The following is a 17818-nucleotide window of genomic DNA, read 5'->3' on the forward strand; positions in this document are numbered from 1 at the left end:
TGACGCCAAGGAGCTAGCGATGGACAAAGAACAGAGCTGCATATTCGAGAACACCGATAGCCTGGTCGAGCACCTGGCCGACTGGCTGACCGCGCGCATCGCGGCCACCGGAGGACGCTTCGCGCTGGCCCTGTCGGGCGGCAGCACCCCGAAACCCTTGTACGAGCTGCTGGCCGAACCGGCGCGCGGCCGGCGCATCGACTGGTCGCGCGTGCATCTGTTCTGGGGGGACGAGCGTTTCGTGCCGTACGACGATCCCCAAAGCAATTACCGCATGGCCCGCCTGGCGATGATCGATCATGTACCGATTCCGCCGGAAAACGTGCATCCCGTGCCTGCGGACGGCACGCCGGAGTCCGCCGCCGCGCGCTATGCGGACACGCTGCGCGACTACTACGGATCGGCGCAATTGGAAGCCGGCCGGCCGCTGTTCGATGTAAATCTGCTCGGCATCGGCGACGACGGCCATACGGCCTCGCTGTTTCCCGGCACGCCGCATATCGAGGAGACCCGCGACTGGACGATCGCGGTGGTCGGCGTCAAGGCCGAACCCCGCATATCGCTGACCCTGCCGGCGCTGGACAGCGCCGCCGCCGTGGTGTTCCTGGCGGCGGGAGACAAGAAACGCACCGCCGTCAGCCGGGCGCGGGCACATGACCCGGGAGTACCCTCCGGCCGCGTTCGGCCGCAGGGGGAGCTGCTGTGGTATCTGGATCGGGACGCGGCGGGACAATAGCCGGCGTCGCCGATGCAAGGCGTCCGCCGCGGCGGTTCGCCTGGGCTGCCCCCTGGCCGCCCTGCCCGAGCGCCGCCCCGCCGTCTCGCGGCCAACCTGCCCTCACGCCGACAATTGGCGCATCTCCGCGTACAGATCAGCCTTACCCTCGAAGCCGATGCCAGGCAGATCCGGCATGACGATGTGGCTGTTTTCCACGCGTACGCCATCCGGGAAGCCGCCATAGGGCTGGAACAGATCCGGATATGACTCGTTCCCGCCCAGCCCCAGCCCGGCGGCGATGTTCAAGGACATCTGGTGTCCGCCGTGCGGGATGCAGCGGCTGGGCGACCAGCCGTAGCTTTTCAGCATGTCCAGCGTGCGCAGGTACTCGACCAGTCCATAGCTGAGCGCGCAGTCGAATTGCAGCCAGTCGCGGTCGGGCCGCATGCCGCCGTAGCGGATCAGGTTGCGGGCGTCCTGCATGGAGAACAGGTTCTCGCCGGTGGCCATGGGCTTTTCGTAGTGATGCGCCAATTCGGCCTGCAGTTCGTAGTCCAGGGGATCGCCGGCTTCTTCGTACCAGAACAGGTCGTACCGGGAGAGCGCCTTGGCATAGGCCACGGCGGTCTTCAGGTCGAAGCGGCCGTTGGCGTCGACGCACAGGCGCTGGCCGTCCTGCAGCACGTCGAGCACGGCGTCGATGCGGCGCAGGTCCTCGTCCAGCGATGCGCCGCCTATCTTCATCTTGACCACGGAATAGCCGCGGTCCAGATAGCCGCGCATTTCGTCCTGCAGGCTTTCCAGGCCCTTGCCGGGGTAGTAATAGCCGCCCGCCGCGTAGACGAATACCTTGCGATCGGGTTTGCCGTCGCCGTAGCGCTCCGCCAGCAACTGGAACAGGGGCTTGCCGGCGATCTTGGCGACCGCGTCCCAGATTGCCATGTCCAGGGTGCCCATGGCCACGGAACGCTCGCCGTGGCCGCCCGGCTTTTCGTTGATGAACATGCGGTCCCAGATCTTGTGCGGGTCCAGGTTCTGGCCCGAGGCGTCCAGCAGCGTGTCGGGCTCGGCGGAAAGCACGCGCGGGATGAAGCGCTCGCGCATCAGCATGCCTTGGCCATAGCGGCCGTTGGAATTGAAGCCGTAGCCGACGACGGGCTTGCCATCGCGAATCACGTCGGTGATGACCGCGGCCAGGCTCAGCGTCATTTTGCTGAAGTCGATATAGGCGTTGCGGATGGGCGAGCTGATGGGCTTGGTCTGTTCGCGGATTTCGACGATTTTCACGGGAGTCTCCTGTCGTTGGCGCACTGCCCGGCCGGGGCTGCGGGTCCCGACAGGTTAACCAAGCGCCCGGCGGTTTTTATTCACCTGGCGGAATATTGTTGTTAACTTTCAGTGAATACCGCACGCCACGCCCACAGCGGGTCTCGTCGCCCGGCCCGGCCTATGCCGGATAAGCGCGGCGCCCCGCCGCAATCCCATCCATGAAAACCGATACCGCTTCCGAACTGATGTTTTTCGTCCTGTTGGCCAAGCACGGCAATCTGTCGGCAACCGCGCGCGAGCTCGACATGACGCCGCCGGCCGCCACCAAGCGGCTGGCCCAGCTGGAACAGCGTCTGGGCGTGCGCCTGGTGAACCGCACGACGCGGCGCACCAGCCTGACCAGCGAAGGCGAGACCTATCTGCGCCACGCCAGCCGCATCCTGGCCGATATCCGCGAGATGGAGGACCAGGTCACCAGCAGCCGCGCCGAACCCCGCGGAGTGCTGCGGGTGAACGCCACCCTGGGTTTCGGCCGCACCGTGATCGCACCCCTGGTATCGGACTACGCCAGGCTGCATCCGGATGTCGAAGTCCGGCTGGAGGTCACGGACCGCCCGGTGGACCTGGTGGAACAAGGCCTGGACCTGGCGGTGCGCTTCGGCGCGCTGCCGGACAGCCGGCTCAGCGCGCGCCGGCTGCAGACCAATCGCCGCTTCCTGTGCGCCTCGCCCGCCTACCTGGCCCGGCATGGCGTGCCGCAGCGGCCCGCCGACCTGGCGGCGCACCGCTGCATCATCCACCGGCAGAACGACGAAGCCTATGGCGTGTGGCGTTTCACCCGCAATCGCGAAACGCAGGCGATCAAGGTCGGCGGCACGCTGGCCAGCAACGATGGGGACATCGTGCTGGGCTGGGCGCTGGACGGCCACGGAATCCTGATCCGCTCGGAGTGGGACGTGGCGAAATACCTGGAAACCGGCCGGCTGCGCCGCCTGCTGCCCGCGTACACCCTGCCTTCGGCCGACCTGTTCGTGTACTACCCCGGCCGCCGGCATCTGTCGGCGCGGGTGCGCACCTTCATAGACTTTCTTGCGACGCGCTTTCAGGCCACGGGTCGTCCGCCGGCGCCGGCCGGCGGTCGTACGGCAAAGCCTGCGTAACGCGGAATTCCAGGGCCCATACCCAGGGATTCACCGCCCAGGCCCGCGCGCCGTTGGTTTCGCACCATGCCAGCGCGAATATCGACTTCAAGGGCATGCCGGGCAGGAAGCCGCCACGCAGGCTCTCGCCTTCGGCGCAGCCTTCCGCGATGACGTCGGCTTCGCTGATGTCCTGCAAGCGCTGGATACGGACGCCGACCAGGGTGGCTTCCGCGAAGGCGGCACCGGCATCGTCGTACATCCGTATGGTCTGGCCCGGTTCACCATATGGGCACACCATGCGCCGCACCCGCCGGCGCGAAGGCGGAGGCAATGGGTCTTCCACCGCCATCCATTTGCCGGCCGGGCCGATTTCCCGCAGCCAGCTGACAGTGTTGTCCGGCGGCTGCGGCTTGAGTATGCGACGCGCCTGGACCTTCCTGCCGGCCAGGACATCCTCGATGACGTTGCGATCGAATCTTAGCGGTTGCGCTTTCATCGCGGCGGTCGTGAAATCCTGAGTTAGACGAAGTCGTGCAATTATGCGCCCTGCCGGCGTTGCTCGCGCAAAAGGGGCGCTTCCAGCCTAGCAGAAGACCGGCGAAGCGGAAGATGGCGCCGACGCGCGCAGCCAAATATACCGATCATGCGATATGACCTGACCAGCCTGGATTTGTTCATCGCCGTCGCCGAGGACAAGAACCTGACCAAGGCGGCGCAACGCAAGCACCTGGCCGTATCGGCCATCAGCAAACGCATCGCCGAACTGGAGGCGCGGGCGGGCTCGCCCCTGCTGGTGCGCTATGCGCGCGGCGTCGACCTGACGCCCGCGGGCCAGTCCCTGTTGCACTATGCGCGCCAGATGCGGCACACGCTGGCCCTGATGGACGAAGAACTGGCGGGCTATGCCGCGGGGGTGAAGGGGCACGTGCGCATCCACGCGATCACGTCGGCCCTGGCGCAGTTCCTGCCCGGGGATATCGAACGCTTCGCCAACGACTACCCGCAGATCAAGTTCGACATCGAGGAGCGCGTGGGCACGGCGGTGGTGCGGGCGGTCGCCGATGGCCACGCCGATCTGGGCATCTTCGCCGAACAGACGCCGGCGCATGGCCTGCAGGTGTTCCCCTACCGGCGGGACGAACTGGTGGTCGTCGTGCCGGCGACGCATGTACTGGCCCGGCGGCAGAAGGTGCGCTTCGACACCGTCCTGGACCACGAATTGGTCGGACCGCATCTGGATAGCTCGGTACATGCTTTACTGACGGCGGAAGCCAAGAAGCGCGGCAAGCCGCTGCGGCCGCGCATACGCATCAGCGGCTTCGATTGCATGTGCAAGCTGGTGGAAGCGCAGTTGGGGATTGCGGTGCTGCCGCGGGCGGTGGCCGCGCCGTACCTGCGCGGCGGAAAATTGCGCGCGCTGACCCTGGCGGAGCCGTGGGCCCGCCGCAGCCTGCTGATCGGCGTGCGCGCTTTGGAAACGCTGCCGCCGACGGCGCGCTCGCTGGTGGGGTATTTGCGGGGGTAGAGCGCCCGACTGGCGAGCGACGCCATATCGGCCTGTCCGGCGTCGGCCCGTCATCGTTCTCCCGCGGGAAACGCTCGTTTGGCGAAGGATCAATTTTCCCGGCGGCGCGCGGCGCTTACGATCCACGCATGAACCGCCCCGATCCCGCACTGCTCGACCGCCTGGCCGTCAACGGGCAGGACTATGCCTATGTCGCGCTGCGCCGCATCCTGCCGGCGGACCGCCTGTCCGCCCTGCCCTACTCGATCCGCCTGCTGATCGAGAACGTCGCCCGCTGCCAGCCGGAGGCGCTGCCCGCGGTACTGGCCCGCGCCGAAGGGCGCGGCCCGTCCTGCGAGGTGCCCTTCTACCCCAACCGGCTGATGTTCCACGACACGACCTGCCTGCCCGCGCTGGCCGATTTCGCGGGCATGCGCGACGCGGTCGCGGAGCTGGGCGGCGATCCGGCGCGGGTCAATCCGCTGATTCCCGCTGTCCTGACGATCGACCATTCGGTCATCGTGGAACACTATGACGAACCGGACGCGGTTCAGGCGAACCTGGACATCGACTTCCGGCGCAATGGCGAGCGCTATCGCTTCATCCGCTGGGCCGAGCAGAGCCTGGACAACTTCAAGGTCATTCCGCCCGGCACCGGCATCATCCACCAGATGAATATGGAAGCCCTGGCCGAGGTCGTGTGCACGGCGCGCACGCAGGACGGCCAGGCCCTGCTGCATCCGGACGATATGGTGGCCACCGATAGCCACACGCCGATGATCAACGGTATCGGCGTGCTGGCCTGGGGGATAGGCGGCCTGGAGAGCCAGGCGGCGCTGCTGGGCGAACCGGTACCCATCGCCTATCCCGAGGTGGTCGGCATACGTCTGAGCGGCCGGCTGGCGCAGGGGGTCACCGCCACCGACCTGGCGCTGACACTGGCGCAGCGACTGCGCGCGCATGGCGTGGTGGGCAAATTCGTCGAATTCTGCGGGCCTGGATTGTCGACACTGGGCTGGGCGGCGCGCGCCACGGTGGCCAATATGGCGCCGGAGTACGGCGCCACGATCATGTTCTTTCCCTTCGATGACGAAGCCATGGATTTCCTGGCGCTGTCGGGGCGCACGGAGGCGCAGCGCGAACGCGCGCGGGTCTATCTGCGGGCCCAGGGGCTGTGGCGGCGCGACGGCTTGCCGGAGCCCTGCTTCGATACCGTGATTCCGCTGGACCTGGCATCCGTCCAGCGCAGCGTGGCGGGGCCGCACCAGCCGCACGAACGCCAGCCGCTGGCGCGCGCCGGCGTGTCCTTTACCGAACGGCTGGGCGCGCCGGCGCCGAAGGCGGCTGACCGGCCCGCGGACCCATCGGCCACGGCGAACGCGCCGACGGACGGCGCGGTACTGGTGGCGGCCATCACCAGCTGCACCAATACGGCCAATCCCCTGCTGATGCTGCAGGCGGGCCTGCTGGCGCGCCGCGCGCGCGAGCGCGGCTTGCAACGCAAGCCCTGGGTCAAGACATCGCTATCGCCGGGGTCGCGCACGGTGGGCGATTACCTGGCAGACGCCGGCCTGTTGCGCGACCTGGAAGCCTTGGGCTTCGGCCTGGTCGGCTACGGCTGCATGACCTGTATCGGCAACTCCGGCGGCCTGGCCGCCGCGGGGGAAACCATGGTGGACCAGGGCCTGCGCGGCGTGGCGGTACTGTCCGGCAATCGCAACTTCGAAGGCCGCGTCAATCCCAGGCTGCCCGCCGGCTACCTGGCCTCGCCGGCGCTGGTCGTGGCCTATGCCATAGCGGGGAACATCCATCTCGACCTGGAGCGGGACCCGCTGGGCCTCGACGCATACGGCCAGCCGGTCTGGCTGCGCGACCTCATGCCCACCGACGAAGACGTCGCGGCGCTGGCCGGCCGCGTGCTGCGGCCCGAACTGTTCCGGCAACGCGTGGCCACCATCTGGGCCGGCACACCGCAATGGCGGGCACTGTCCGCGCCAGCCAGCGTGCGCTATGCCTGGGATCCCGGCTCGACCTATCTGCGCCGCCCGCGCTATCTGCAATCCGTCACGCCCACCGCCGCGCCGCTGGCCGCGTTGCGCGACGCCCGGGCCTTGATGGTGTTCGGCGACAACGTAACGACCGACCATATCTCGCCGGCCGGGACCATACCCGCCTCCAGCGCGGCCGGACAGTGGCTGCTGGCCCGTGGCGAAGCGCGGGAAGACCTGAATCAATATTCCACGCGCCGCAGCAACCACGAGGTCATGCTGCGCGGCGCCTATACCAACAAGGCGGTGCGCAACCGCCTTGTCGGCGATAAGGGCGGCGAAGGCGCCTGGGCCTGGGATGCGGATCGCCGCGAGATCCTGCCCGTCTACGAGGCCGCGGCCACCTATGCGGCGCGCGGCATCCCGCTGCTGGTCTTCGCCGGCTGGAACTACGGCGCCGGCTCCAGCCGCGACTGGGCGGCCAAGGCGCAGGCGCTGCTGGGCGTGCGCGCGGTGGTGGCGCGCAGTTTCGAGCGGATTCACCGCAGCAATCTGATCGGCATGGGCGTGCTGCCGCTGACCTTCACAGGCGACGCGCATGCGGAGCTGCTGCGCCTGGACGGCAGCGAGCGTTTCGACCTGCTGGGCCTGGACCAGCTGAAGTTGGGCGACAACCTGCTGACGCTGCGCATCCGGCGCGCGGGCGCCGCGCCGGTCGCTGCCCCGGTCGATGCACAGGGTGATACGCCGTCCCCTCCGCCGCCGCACGATCTGCCGGTCTCCCTGCGCCTGGACGCGGAACAGGAGATTCGCTATCTGACGCATGGCGGCGTGCTGCCCTACGTGGTGCGCAAGATGGCCTTCGGGGAGACGCGCGCATGAAGGCCGATGTCTATGCGGGCTGCCGCACCTCCCGCGAGCGGAATGCGCGCGGGCGCGGCATCACAGCCTGGCATCGCGATCCGGGCACCGGAACGCTGCGTCTGGTGCAGGAGGTCGATGGCCTGTTCAATCCTTCCTATCTGGCGCTGGGCCGCGCGCGGACATCAGGGCATGGCCGCGTGCTGTACGCCGTGCATGGCGACGCCAGCGAGATCAGCGCCTTCCGCATCGATCCGGGCTCCGGCCGATTGGGCTTCCTGAACCGGCAAAGCACCGAAGGCCGCAACCCCGTACACCTGGCCGTGGCGCCCGACGGACGGCACATCGTCGTATCCAACCATGCGACCGGCACGCTGGCGGTGCTGCCGCTGGCCGAGGACGGCCAACTGCTGCCGGTCAGCCAGCTTGTCGCTCTGCCAGGCGACCCCGGCCCGCACCGTATCGAGCAGAAGCACGCCAAGCCGCACTTCAATCCCTACGCCCCCGGCGGCCGGCACGTGATCGTCCCCGACAAGGGGCTGGACCGTATTTTCAGCTTCCGCTTCCTGGATGGCAGGCTGACGCCGGCGGCGGCGCCTTTCGTGGCGACGCGCGAAGGCGCCGGCCCGCGCCATATCGCCTTCCATCCCGCCGCGCCCTGGGCCTATGCGGTGAATGAGCTGGACTCCACCGTGACGGCATATCGCCATGACGCGGCCACGGGCGGCCTGGCGCCGTTCCAGGTGCTGTCGACACTGCCGGACAGCTACACGGGCAACAGCCGCGCCGCCGCGATCGCCGTCGATGCGACGGGCCGCCATCTATATGCCTCGAACCGCGGCGCCGACAGCATCGCCCTGTTCACCATCGACGCCGCCAGCGGGCGCCTGCGTTTCGTGCGCGCCTACGCCACCGGCGGCCGCACGCCGCGCTTCTTTACCCTGGATCCGACTGGCCGCCATCTATACGCGGCCAACGAAGACAGCGACACCATCATGGCATTCCAGGTCGACCCCGACACCGGCGCACTGGCCGATGCCGGCGTCGCCGCGGCGACGGGCAGCCCCGTCTGCATGGTATTTGGCGATTGAGCCGCGCCCAGCGTCGGCGCCGGCCCCTACCGCCCGTGGCGATGACTCGCCACGGGCCCGACGATGTCCCGCATTGAATTAGAAAACACGAGGAGACCCGAGATGAAATACCCGACCCCACGCCTGCGTGCCGCACTGGGCATCGCCGCGCTGCTTTCCGTGCCGCTCGCCGTCCAGGCGGCGGATCCGTATCCCGCCATGCCGATCCGCCTGATCGTGCCCTACACCGCCGGCGGCGGCGTGGACCTGATCGCGCACCTGATGGCCGAGCGCCTGCACGACACGCTGGGCCAATCGATCATCGTCGAAAACAAGCCGGGCGCCAGCGGCATGATAGGCGCCAACTATGTTTCCAAGGCCAAGCCGGACGGCTATACCATCCTGCTGTCGGCAGCGGGCGAGATCGTGGTGAACCCATCGCTGTACAAGGAAAAGATGATGTTCAACCCGGAGCGCGAGCTGGCCTCCGTGACGCTGGTCGCCCGGATTCCCAACGTGCTGGTGGTAAACCCCTCCGTTCCGGTGAAAACGCCGGCCGAACTATTGGCCTACGCAAAATCGCAACCGGGCAAGCTGACGTTCTCTTCCAGCGGGATAGGCAATCTGCAGCATGTCTCGGGTGAGCTGCTCGATCGCATGGCGGACATCGACGTTCGCCATATTCCCTACAAGGGCGCCGCGCAGCAGATCGCCGACGTGGTGGCGCGGCACGTGACGATGACGTTCACCAGCGTGGCGGCGGCGATGCCCTTCATCAAGAGCGGCCAGGTGCGTCCCATCGCGGTGACCTCGTCGCATCGCGTCGAAGCCTTGCCCGACGTACCGGCACTGTCGGAAACGCCGCGGCTTGCGGGCTATGAGGTCGTCAACTGGTTCGGCCTGTTCGCCCCGGGCGCGACGCCGGCGCCCATCCTCGACAAGCTCAATGGCGCGGCGCTGCAAGCCATGAAAGATCCACGCCTGCTGCAAGCGCTGAAGGACCAGGGCGCCGAACCCGCGCCATCGTCGCGCGGCGACTTCGACACCTTCCGGCGCGCGGAAACAGCGAAGTTCGCCAAAGTCATCCAGGAAACCGGCATCACGCTGCAGGAGTGAATCCCGCGGGCTGCGGCGCCTGACCGTTCTCCGCCACCCATTCCTCCAGCTTGCGCAGCCAGATCGCATCGACGCGCTTCGCGTTGCCGTCGGAATGGCCCGCCGCATGCGGCGTGGCAATGACGTTGGGCATATGCCAGAGCGGCGAGCCGGCATCCAGCGGCTCGTGTTCGTAGACGTCCAGATAGGCGCCGCCCAGGTGCCCGCCGCGCAAGGCCTCGATCAGGTCGGCTTCCACGACGACCTCGCCGCGCGCCACGTTGATCAGGTGCGCGCCGGCGGGCAGCATGGCCAGCGCCTTGCCATCGATCAGGCCGCGCGTACGGTCGCTCAAGGGGCAGGCCAGGATCAGCCAATCCGCCCGCGGCAAAAGCTTGCCGATATCCTCGAACGCCACCGTCTCGGTATCGGCGTCCACCGGCTCGGCGCTGCTGCGCACCACCGCGACGTTCACGCCCAACAGCCGCAGCACGGCGCCCAGGCGCTGGCCTATGCCGCCCCAGCCGACGATCACCGCCGTCTGCCCCGACAGGTCGCGCGGCACCTCCAGTTCGGTGGCCGACAGCCAGCGGCCCTGGCGCTGGGCATCCCGCAGCACGTGCAGGCGGCGGTTCAATGTCAGCAGACCGGCCAATGCCGTCTGCATGACCGGCTCGGAGTTCGCGCCAGCCGATGGGGTGACCGCCACGCCACGCGCCTTCAGTTCCGGAAAGATCGGCCGGTCCAGACCCGCCGAATGCACGTGCACCCAGCGCAGGCCGGGCGATGCGCGCAGCGATTCGTAGAAGGCCTGCAAGGACTCCATCATCACGTGCTTGGTCGACGCGCCGGTCACTTCGCGCGAGATGAAAGCGATGTCCACGTCGTCATGCGCATGGCCCAGCGTCGGCTCGGCGATGCGCAATTCGTAGGGACGGCCATTCATCACCTGTGCGATAGGCTCGCGCAAACGTTCGGCGGTACCGCGGGAAAGCAAGATACGTATCGTCATGATGGCTAGGGTTATGGCACCTATCGTTACCTGGAATGGCTCCCCACCCGCCTATTCTTACGCCGGCTGCGGAGCGGCCGCATCAGTACGCCGATGCGTGCGGGGTTCGCGCGACACGCGGCCCATGGCGCGCCGGCGCCGACATTATCGCCCGATTATCCCGGGATCCACGACATGTCCTACCTCATAGGAGTTCAAACAGGAGTGATAGCAATGAAGATACGCAACCATGCGCTTGCCGCCGCGCTCTCCGGCATGCTGACGGCCGTGGCGGCCGGGCCGGCGTCGGCCCAGGGCCTGGGCCTGAAAGGGGCGCTGGACGGCCTGGGCGGTTTCGGCGGAGGATCGACGCCCGATGCCGGCGGATTGACGTCCGCCAGCCTGGGCAATGCCGCCGGCATCCTGGAGTACTGCGTCAAGAACAAATACCTGCCCGATGGCAACGCCAGTTCCCTGAAGGACCGCCTGCTCGGCAAGCTGGGCGGCGCGAACGGCCAACCCGCGCAGAAGGACAGCGGCTATCTGTCGGGCGCCATGGGCATACTGCAGACAGGCTCCGGCAATAGCGTCGACCTTAGCGGCGGCGGCCTGAAGAAGACCATCGCCCAGCAGGCCTGCGACGTGGTATTGCAGCAGGCCAAGTCCTTCCTGTAAGGACCCGCGCCGAGCAACGATGACGGGCCGGACAAGCCGGCGGCATCAACGCCCGCGCGTCAACTCTTTACCCGCCCCCCGCGGCATGCGCGCCGTCACGGGTATGGAAGCGGCGGAAAACAGTCCCAGCACCAGGAACGCCGGCCAGAAATCCGTCCACACGATCTGCGCATGGCCCTGCACATAATGGGAAAGTTGCAACACAATTCCCGCCACGGTCACGCCCAGTCCCAGCGACATCTGCTGGATCACGCTGGCCACGCTGGTCGCGCGCCCGACGTCGCCGCTATCGATTTCCGCATAGGCCAGCGCGTTCAAGGCGGTGAATTGCAGCGACGGGAAAATGCCGCCGAACAAAACGATGACCCAGATTGCCGCGCGCGACATCTCGGGATGGAACACGCCATAGCTGGCCAGCGCCAGCCCGGACAAGGCGGCATTCGCCATCAGCACGGGACGGAAGCCGAAGCGCCGCAGCAGCGGCTGCGCCAGGGTTTTCATGAACAGCGCGCCGAAGGCCGACGCGCACGTGATGGTGCCGGCCTCGAACGGCGTCATGCCCAGGCCCTCCTGCAGCGCCAGCGGCAGCAGGAAAGGCACCGCGCCCAGGCCGATGCGGAACAGCGAGCCGCCCATCACGCTGGTGTGGAAAGTCGGGATGCGCAGAAACCGCAAGTCCAGCAAAGGGTTCTTCGCACGCCGCGCATACAGCACGTACAAGCCCGAGAGCACGATCCCCAGCGCGCACATGACCGCCGTCGCGCGGTCGCTGACGACGTCGCTGCCGACCAGCGACATGCCCAGCATGAATAGCGATGCGCCGCCCGCCGACAGCACGAAGCCGGGCCAATCCAGATGCCCCGGCTCGGTGTCGCGCACGTCGTCGATATAGCGGTTGGTCAGATAGATGCCCAGCAGGCCGATGGGCACGTTGATGAAGAACATCAGGCGCCAGTGCAGATAGGTGGTGATGAAGCCGCCCAGCAGCGGCCCCACCACGGGCCCCAGCAGCGCGGGCACGGTCAGGTAGTTCACGGCGCGCACGAAATCGGCGCGCGCCACCGAACGGAAGATGATGATGCGCCCCACCGGGACCATCATGGCGCCGCCCACGCCTTGCACGAAGCGCGCCAGCACGAAGGTGAACAGGGAATCGGCGGCGGCGCACAGCAGCGAGCCCACCACGAACACGCCGATGGCGGCGCGAAATACGCTGCGCGGGCCGAAGCGATCGGCGACCCAGCCGCAGATGGGGATGAAGACACCCAGGCCGACGACATAGCTCGTCACGGCCAGCTTCAAGGTGATCGGATCTTCGCCCAGGTCGCGCGCCAATGACGGCAGCGCCGTCACCAGCACCGTCGCGTCGACGTTTTCCATGAACAACGCGCAAGCCACGATGAGCGGGACAATGAACGCACCGATGGCAAGCGGCATGGCGAAAAAACGGACGAAGGGTCGGCAATGGAGCGAGATTATGACATCCCATTCAACGCCAAATATTCAGCCTTTCGTCAGCAACCGAGCGTGGCGTCCCGGCTGATGCCCCCGTCGCGGGCCCATCGTGCCGCGGGCCGCGCCCCTACCGCGCACGTCGCGTCATGCCCCGCGGCAACACCGCCTCATACCCCGGAAGATACGCCGCGATGCAGATGATCGCGCGTGAAAGGCGCGTCCTGCCCCGACAACGCCAGGGCCAGGGCGACCACCACATCATGGGTACGTACCTTGGGCGCGACCGAGTAGCTGGCGGCCGCGGACAAGAGGAAAGCCAGCGCGACCGCGCCCATGCGCAATCCCAGGCGCCCGACGGGCCAGCGCGCCAGCACGACGCCGGACACCATCGCCCCCACCGCCAGGCCCAGTATGACTTCCGAAACCGAATGCGCGCCCAGCGCCAGCCGCGAGATGCCCACCAGCACCGCGAACGCCGCGCCCGTCCACGCCAGCCACGTCGCCATGCGGCGCGAATGGCGGTTGCCCAGCGCGTAGCCCAGCACCGGATAGACCGCCGCCGATACCATGGAATGGCCGCTGAAACCGGTGAAGTCGATGGCCGCCCAACCTATGCCCCAGCCCAGGAAGGCCAGCTTGGATACCAGTACGGCGGCCCCGGCGATACCGAATGCCCACAGCCAGTTGAACAACGGCGGCCGTTGCGACATCGCGAGGAACAACATCGCGATCAGCGCCGCCGGCAACACCAGCCGCGACTCGCCCATCGCCGAAACCAAGGTCCAGAAACCGTGCATGCCAACTCCGCGGATACCCATGATTCAAGCCTTCCATGGGAGCATATCGCGGGCGGATTGGCTATCCCCCATCTTGCCCACGGGTCCGCCTGCCCGATCGGCCTCCGCCGCGCCCGGCGCGGCGCCAGCCTCGTGGCCAGGCCTTGAATCCCGGCATTACCAGCCCGCCTTGTAGCGGGCATACAGGGCGATCACGTCGCGCACGTACTGCTGGGTCTCGGCATAGGGAGGGATGCCATCGTATTTCTGCACCGCGCCCTGTCCCGCGTTGTAGGCCGCCAGCGCCAGATCCAGCCGTCCCGGATATTGGTCGATCAGGCTGCGCAGATGGCGCGAGCCGGCCCGCACATTGGTCGCCGGATCCACCAGCGCGCGTTCGATGTCAGGATCGGCCAGCAAGGCCGCGGCCGTGCCGGGCATCAGCTGCATCAGCCCCAGCGCGCCCTTGGGCGAGCGGGCGTCCTTGCGGAATCCCGATTCGATGGCGATGACCGCGCCCAGCAAGGCGCTGTCCAGGCCGTAATCGGCCGCCGCCTTGGCGATGACGCCACGATAATCGTCCAGGCCGCGATGCGTGCTGAGCGCGGCGACGCGCGCCGCGTCGGCCTGCACCGCCGCGGCGGTGGCCGGCGCGCCGGCCGGCCCGCTGACCCGCAGGCGCGGCGCGCACGTCGCGCAACGGGCGGCCGCGCGCGCCTGTGCCCGCTGGTAGTACTTGGCCATGCCCTTGTCCACGGTCATGCTGCGCCAGTTGCCGAAGGGATCCTTGTAGCGGTAGGTCTCGCCCGCCCAGGCCCGTCCCGAGCCTGCCGCCAGCGCCAGTAGCAGAGCCATGGCGGCCGGGAACAGCCATCGTGGCCCATCGTTTTCCGCGCTGGTTCGCCATTGTGTCGTCATGGTGATCTGCGTGTGCGGTGGCCTGCCGCGCTGCCGCGGCCCCTGTACGCAGGCGCGCCGTCACCCGTCGCGCCGCCCGGTCTCTCCCCCGGCCCCCGATATTGGGGCACGGCGGCGCGCGCTGTCTTCTCCCTGGACGCCTTAGTACATCGAGGGGAGCATTAATGCGCATGGCGGGGCGGGCCGCCCTGGACGCCACATCGGATGCGGCAGACCCGCCGCGCGGCGTAAGGCGGTTCGCGGGGGGACGCCGCGCGCGGGGCGGCATCCGCGGCCCGCGCGGCCACGCCTTACGCCCGCCGCAGGAAACCGACGTCACGGGTGCCGAAATTGCGCAGATGGGGGAACACGTCATCCAGGGCGCCATTGCCGGCGCCGAACCAGGCGCCCAGCGTCGCGCCGAACTCCTCGACGGAAGTACTGGGTAGCAGTCGCCCATGATCGACGTATCCGGGACCCTGTATATCCCATTCCGGCTGCGTCCCGTAGAAGCGGCCACCGCGCACCGCGCCGCCCAGGACGAAGTGATGGCCGCCCCAGCCGTGATCCGAGCCGTCGCCGTTGGATACCAGGGTGCGGCCGAATTCGGAGGCGGTGAAGGTGGTGACACGGTCTTCGATGCCCAGCGCCGCCATGGCCTGCTGAAAGTCCGCGAGCGCGCCGCCGAGCTCGCGCAGCAGGCCGGGGTGCGTGCCGTTCAGACCATCATGGTTGTCATAGCCGTTCTGCGACACGAAGAACACCTGGCGCTTGACGCCCAGCGCCTGCCGCGCGGCAATCATGCGGGCGACGATCTTCAACTGCGCCCCCAGCGGCGTGCCGAAACCGCCCGGTACGGACACGCCGTCCAGCGCCGCGCGCAGTTGCGCATCGGCGCGGATGGAGCGCGCGAGCGTGGCGGCGATCTGCTGCTGGAACAGATGCGGCCCGGGACGGGTCAGCAGCGTACGCAGCAGGTCGGTACAGGCCGTGGACCCGTAGGTGTCCCGCTGCAGCAGTTCGATGGGCGTCGAGCCCGCCGGGCTGACGCGGTAGGCGGACACGTGGCGGCCCGACAGCAGCAGCGCCGTACCGCCCGCCGTGACGTTGGCGAAGGTGCTGTTGCCGTTGCCGGCGGCGAACAGGTCCGCCAGGCGGCCCGCCCAACCCGAGGCCGCGCCCTCCGGCGCCAGGCCTTGCCAATACGATTGCTGGTCGTTGTGGGAAAACAGCTTGGGGGGCATGGGCACGCGCCCGCCTATGTATTCGGCCTTGGTGGTGGGCACCACCATGGGCCCTACGTTCAACTGCACCGCCAGGACGCCGCGCTCGAACAGGGGCGTGAGCGGCGCAAGCGCCGGCGCCAGGGCGTAGACGCGGCCGCCGGCACCGTCGCCCGCCGCGCCGCCATCCTTGCGCGCCGCGGCGCGCAGCACCGTGCCGTCCAGCTTGTCGCGCGCCAGCGCGATATCGGATCGCGTGCGGAAGTAGCGACCATGGCTGTCGACGTCATAGGGCACGACGGTGTTGTAGGGATCATTGCCGCCGTACAGGAAGACGCAGACCAGGGCCTTGTAATCGTCGTCCGCGCCGGGCGCGGCCTGCGCGGCGGCCTCGCCCGCCGCGGCCAGGCGCACGGCCAGCGGCAGCGCCGCGCCCGCGACACCGGCCGCGCCGATCGCCGATACGCGGCGCACGAACTCGCGGCGAGAAGCGGACGTCGTCATCGCTGCACCAGATAGTCGGGCGTGGCCGCCACCAGCGTAATCGCGGCGCGCACGCGGTCCAGCGGGCGCTCGGCGGGGATGGACGCCACCGCGCGCGCGATCTCGCCGGCGGTGCCGCGATCGTAGGCATCGCCGGCCATCAATAGCACGATGCGATCGACCAGGGCCCGCGTGTCGCCCGCCACCGCGACCTCCGCGGCGTAGGCGGTCTGCAGATCTTCCCAGCCGCGATCGACATAGATCGCGACGAAATTCAAATAACCCGCCACGCTGGTTTCATCGGTGATCTGTAGTTCGGGCGCCACCATGCCGCGCTCCGCGACCGGACTGCCCGGCGGGGTATAGCGGGGACGAAAGAAGTTGAACACCGATGCCGACCGCATGGGACTCTGCGCCAGCCGTATGGTGTTGTCGGTGGTATCCGGCATGGCCCACTTGCCGTTGGTCGAGCTCGCTCCGAAGGCGCGCGCCCAGGCGGCGAAGCGCACGATGGGCTCACGCACCTTGCCCCAGGTCGGCGACGCCAGATCGGGGAAGCGGGCCTCCGGATCCAGCAGCACCGCCCTGACCACCGCGCGCAGATTGCCGCGCCGGCCGCGGCCGTCGTCGGCGAACACCGCCGCCACGCGGCCTACATAGGCCGGGCTGGGATTGCTGGTGACCAGCCGCTGGATCAGCTGCGTGCCGATGAACGGACCCACGTTGGGATGGTTGCACAGCACGTCCAGCGCCTTGTTCATCGATGCCACGCCGCCGGTCCCCGCGGGGATCACCGCGCCCAGAAAGCGCTTTTCCGTCATGGAGTGCAAGGCGGGATTCAGCGCCATGGGGCGGCGATGGAACGCCACGTTCTCTTCGCTGCCGTTCAGGTCCCAGCCGGTGAACACCTTGGCCAGGCCGCGCACATCGTCATTGTTATATGTTTCGATCGGCTTGCCGTTGTCCAGCCTGATCGTGCCATCGGCATTCAGCTGGTACAGGCCGATGGTGAACAGCTGCATGACCTCGCGCGCATAGTTCTCGTCAGGCTCACGGCCGGTGCGCGGATCTTCCTTGCGGTTGCCGCGATACGTCAGCATGCATCCCATCGAGACATTCAGCGTGACGGCGCCCAGCAGCGTACGGAAATCACCCAGGCCATGTTCCGCCAGCGTGTCCATGAATGACGCCGCGCCGAACAGCGGCCAATTCGTCGTGATCGCCGACACGCCCACCACGAAGATCTCCGATAGCGCAAAGGCTGCCCGGGTGCGGACCTGATCGGGCGCGGCGATGAATTTGCGCCACAGCGTGGACTCCAGCGGCGCATTGATACCGTTGCCCTTGTTGGCCTCGTTATCGGCACGTATCGAAAGCAGCCAGTCGAAGTGCGTCTGCGAAGGCGGCATGTCCAGCTGCTCGTCCAGCCATGCCGCATAGCCCATGCGCACCACGCGATCGATTTCCGCGGGTGTGGGGCCGAAAGTGGCCTGCGCCAGGAAACGCGATGCCTGCCCGGGCGTGGGCCTGGGATAGTCATCACCCAAGGAGGCGGGATCGGCGCGCGGCGGCCGGGTCGTCGTCACGGACATGGCGGCATGGGAGCTGCAATGCAATTACCTTAGACGCATCGCAGCATGCCCACAATTCCGGCGCTTGGCGTAGAGGCCC

The 17818-nt window shown here is 68.0% G+C and carries 15 protein-coding genes; 7 read left to right on the forward strand and 8 right to left on the reverse strand.

Translation table 11 applies throughout. The annotated features are described in order from the left end of the window. The first annotated feature begins 19 nt into the window (after nucleotides 1-19). Nucleotides 20-736, forward strand: a complete 717-nt coding sequence (gene pgl / locus ACNA0R_RS25815) for a 6-phosphogluconolactonase (protein WP_415828933.1) — start codon at nucleotides 20-22, stop codon at nucleotides 734-736. 102 nt (nucleotides 737-838) lie between these two features. Here pgl and ACNA0R_RS25820 read toward each other — a convergent pair whose 3' ends face one another. Next, entirely contained in the window at nucleotides 839-2005 is a 1167-nt protein-coding gene (locus ACNA0R_RS25820) for a mandelate racemase/muconate lactonizing enzyme family protein (protein ID WP_415828934.1), read from the reverse strand. A gap of 200 nt (nucleotides 2006-2205) precedes the next feature. On the opposite strand from ACNA0R_RS25820, the gene ACNA0R_RS25825 reads away from it, so the two are divergent. Further along, entirely contained in the window at nucleotides 2206-3147 is a 942-nt protein-coding gene (locus ACNA0R_RS25825; RefSeq protein WP_415828935.1) for a LysR family transcriptional regulator, read from the forward strand. Here ACNA0R_RS25825 and ACNA0R_RS25830 read toward each other — a convergent pair. Next, nucleotides 3065-3625 (reverse strand): hypothetical protein, encoded by a 561-nt coding sequence (locus ACNA0R_RS25830; protein WP_415828936.1) that lies wholly within the window; start codon nucleotides 3623-3625, stop codon nucleotides 3065-3067. The genes ACNA0R_RS25825 and ACNA0R_RS25830 overlap by 83 nt on opposite strands. A 147-nt stretch (nucleotides 3626-3772) precedes the next feature. Here ACNA0R_RS25830 and ACNA0R_RS25835 point away from each other — a divergent pair, with 147 nt between their 5' ends. From ACNA0R_RS25835 to ACNA0R_RS25850, 4 genes are all read left to right on the forward strand, one after another. Beyond that, the gene (locus ACNA0R_RS25835; protein ID WP_415828937.1) at nucleotides 3773-4654 is read left to right on the forward strand and encodes a LysR substrate-binding domain-containing protein; all 882 of its coding nucleotides are present in this window, start codon (nucleotides 3773-3775) and stop codon (nucleotides 4652-4654) included. A gap of 128 nt (nucleotides 4655-4782) precedes the next feature. After that, nucleotides 4783-7503: an aconitate hydratase AcnA gene (gene acnA / locus ACNA0R_RS25840; RefSeq protein ID WP_415828938.1), complete on the forward strand. Its 2721-nt coding sequence runs from the start codon at nucleotides 4783-4785 to the stop codon at nucleotides 7501-7503. Then, on the forward strand, nucleotides 7500-8573 hold the full coding sequence (locus ACNA0R_RS25845) for a lactonase family protein (protein WP_415828939.1): 1074 nt from the start codon (nucleotides 7500-7502) through the stop codon (nucleotides 8571-8573). The genes acnA and ACNA0R_RS25845 overlap by 4 nt, the downstream gene beginning before the upstream one ends. Nucleotides 8574-8675: 102 nt before the next feature. Continuing rightward, on the forward strand, nucleotides 8676-9668 hold the full coding sequence (locus ACNA0R_RS25850; RefSeq protein WP_415828940.1) for a Bug family tripartite tricarboxylate transporter substrate binding protein: 993 nt from the start codon (nucleotides 8676-8678) through the stop codon (nucleotides 9666-9668). Here the strand turns inward: ACNA0R_RS25850 and ACNA0R_RS25855 are convergent. Further along, nucleotides 9652-10659, reverse strand: coding sequence for a D-2-hydroxyacid dehydrogenase (locus ACNA0R_RS25855; RefSeq protein WP_415828941.1), 1008 nt, complete (start codon nucleotides 10657-10659; stop codon nucleotides 9652-9654). The genes ACNA0R_RS25850 and ACNA0R_RS25855 overlap by 17 nt on opposite strands. A gap of 213 nt (nucleotides 10660-10872) precedes the next feature. On the opposite strand from ACNA0R_RS25855, the gene ACNA0R_RS25860 reads away from it, so the two are divergent. Then, entirely contained in the window at nucleotides 10873-11313 is a 441-nt protein-coding gene (locus tag ACNA0R_RS25860) for a DUF2501 domain-containing protein (RefSeq protein WP_415828942.1), read from the forward strand. A gap of 45 nt (nucleotides 11314-11358) precedes the next feature. Here ACNA0R_RS25860 and ACNA0R_RS25865 read toward each other — a convergent pair whose 3' ends face one another. The 5 genes from ACNA0R_RS25865 to ACNA0R_RS25885 form a co-directional block, all read right to left on the reverse strand. Then, entirely contained in the window at nucleotides 11359-12750 is a 1392-nt protein-coding gene (locus ACNA0R_RS25865; protein ID WP_415828943.1) for an MFS transporter, read from the reverse strand. A 185-nt stretch (nucleotides 12751-12935) separates the two neighbouring features. Next, the gene (locus tag ACNA0R_RS25870) at nucleotides 12936-13565 is read right to left on the reverse strand and encodes a phosphatase PAP2 family protein (protein ID WP_415828944.1); all 630 of its coding nucleotides are present in this window, start codon (nucleotides 13563-13565) and stop codon (nucleotides 12936-12938) included. 156 nt (nucleotides 13566-13721) lie between these two features. After that, nucleotides 13722-14462, reverse strand: a complete 741-nt coding sequence (locus ACNA0R_RS25875; protein WP_415828945.1) for a lytic transglycosylase domain-containing protein — start codon at nucleotides 14460-14462, stop codon at nucleotides 13722-13724. Nucleotides 14463-14752: 290 nt separating this feature from the next. Further along, nucleotides 14753-16168, reverse strand: a complete 1416-nt coding sequence (locus ACNA0R_RS25880) for a DUF1501 domain-containing protein (RefSeq protein ID WP_415828946.1) — start codon at nucleotides 16166-16168, stop codon at nucleotides 14753-14755. Beyond that, the gene (locus tag ACNA0R_RS25885) at nucleotides 16165-17739 is read right to left on the reverse strand and encodes a DUF1800 domain-containing protein (RefSeq protein ID WP_415828947.1); all 1575 of its coding nucleotides are present in this window, start codon (nucleotides 17737-17739) and stop codon (nucleotides 16165-16167) included. Before ACNA0R_RS25885 ends, ACNA0R_RS25880 begins: the two co-directional genes overlap by 4 nt. Nucleotides 17740-17818 lie beyond the last annotated feature (79 nt).

Source organism: Bordetella sputigena, from assembly GCF_965137885.1.
In the GTDB taxonomy this organism is placed as follows: domain Bacteria; phylum Pseudomonadota; class Gammaproteobacteria; order Burkholderiales; family Burkholderiaceae_B; genus Bordetella_C; species Bordetella_C sputigena.

What these genes read in the sequence shown, in the direction of transcription:
- pgl (WP_415828933.1), top strand. Translation starts at nt 20, where the DNA reads ATGGACAAAGAACAGAGCTGCATATTCGAGAACACCGATAGCCTGGTC.
- ACNA0R_RS25825 (WP_415828935.1), top strand. Translation starts at nt 2,206, where the DNA reads ATGAAAACCGATACCGCTTCCGAACTGATGTTTTTCGTCCTGTTGGCC.
- ACNA0R_RS25830 (WP_415828936.1), bottom strand. Translation starts at nt 3,625, where the DNA reads ATGAAAGCGCAACCGCTAAGATTCGATCGCAACGTCATCGAGGATGTC.
- ACNA0R_RS25835 (WP_415828937.1), top strand. Translation starts at nt 3,773, where the DNA reads ATGCGATATGACCTGACCAGCCTGGATTTGTTCATCGCCGTCGCCGAG.
- acnA (WP_415828938.1), top strand. Translation starts at nt 4,783, where the DNA reads ATGAACCGCCCCGATCCCGCACTGCTCGACCGCCTGGCCGTCAACGGG.
- ACNA0R_RS25845 (WP_415828939.1), top strand. Translation starts at nt 7,500, where the DNA reads ATGAAGGCCGATGTCTATGCGGGCTGCCGCACCTCCCGCGAGCGGAAT.
- ACNA0R_RS25850 (WP_415828940.1), top strand. Translation starts at nt 8,676, where the DNA reads ATGAAATACCCGACCCCACGCCTGCGTGCCGCACTGGGCATCGCCGCG.
- ACNA0R_RS25855 (WP_415828941.1), bottom strand. Translation starts at nt 10,659, where the DNA reads ATGACGATACGTATCTTGCTTTCCCGCGGTACCGCCGAACGTTTGCGC.
- ACNA0R_RS25860 (WP_415828942.1), top strand. Translation starts at nt 10,873, where the DNA reads ATGAAGATACGCAACCATGCGCTTGCCGCCGCGCTCTCCGGCATGCTG.
- ACNA0R_RS25865 (WP_415828943.1), bottom strand. Translation starts at nt 12,750, where the DNA reads ATGCCGCTTGCCATCGGTGCGTTCATTGTCCCGCTCATCGTGGCTTGC.
- ACNA0R_RS25870 (WP_415828944.1), bottom strand. Translation starts at nt 13,565, where the DNA reads ATGCACGGTTTCTGGACCTTGGTTTCGGCGATGGGCGAGTCGCGGCTG.
- ACNA0R_RS25875 (WP_415828945.1), bottom strand. Translation starts at nt 14,462, where the DNA reads ATGACGACACAATGGCGAACCAGCGCGGAAAACGATGGGCCACGATGG.
- ACNA0R_RS25880 (WP_415828946.1), bottom strand. Translation starts at nt 16,168, where the DNA reads ATGACGACGTCCGCTTCTCGCCGCGAGTTCGTGCGCCGCGTATCGGCG.
- ACNA0R_RS25885 (WP_415828947.1), bottom strand. Translation starts at nt 17,739, where the DNA reads ATGTCCGTGACGACGACCCGGCCGCCGCGCGCCGATCCCGCCTCCTTG.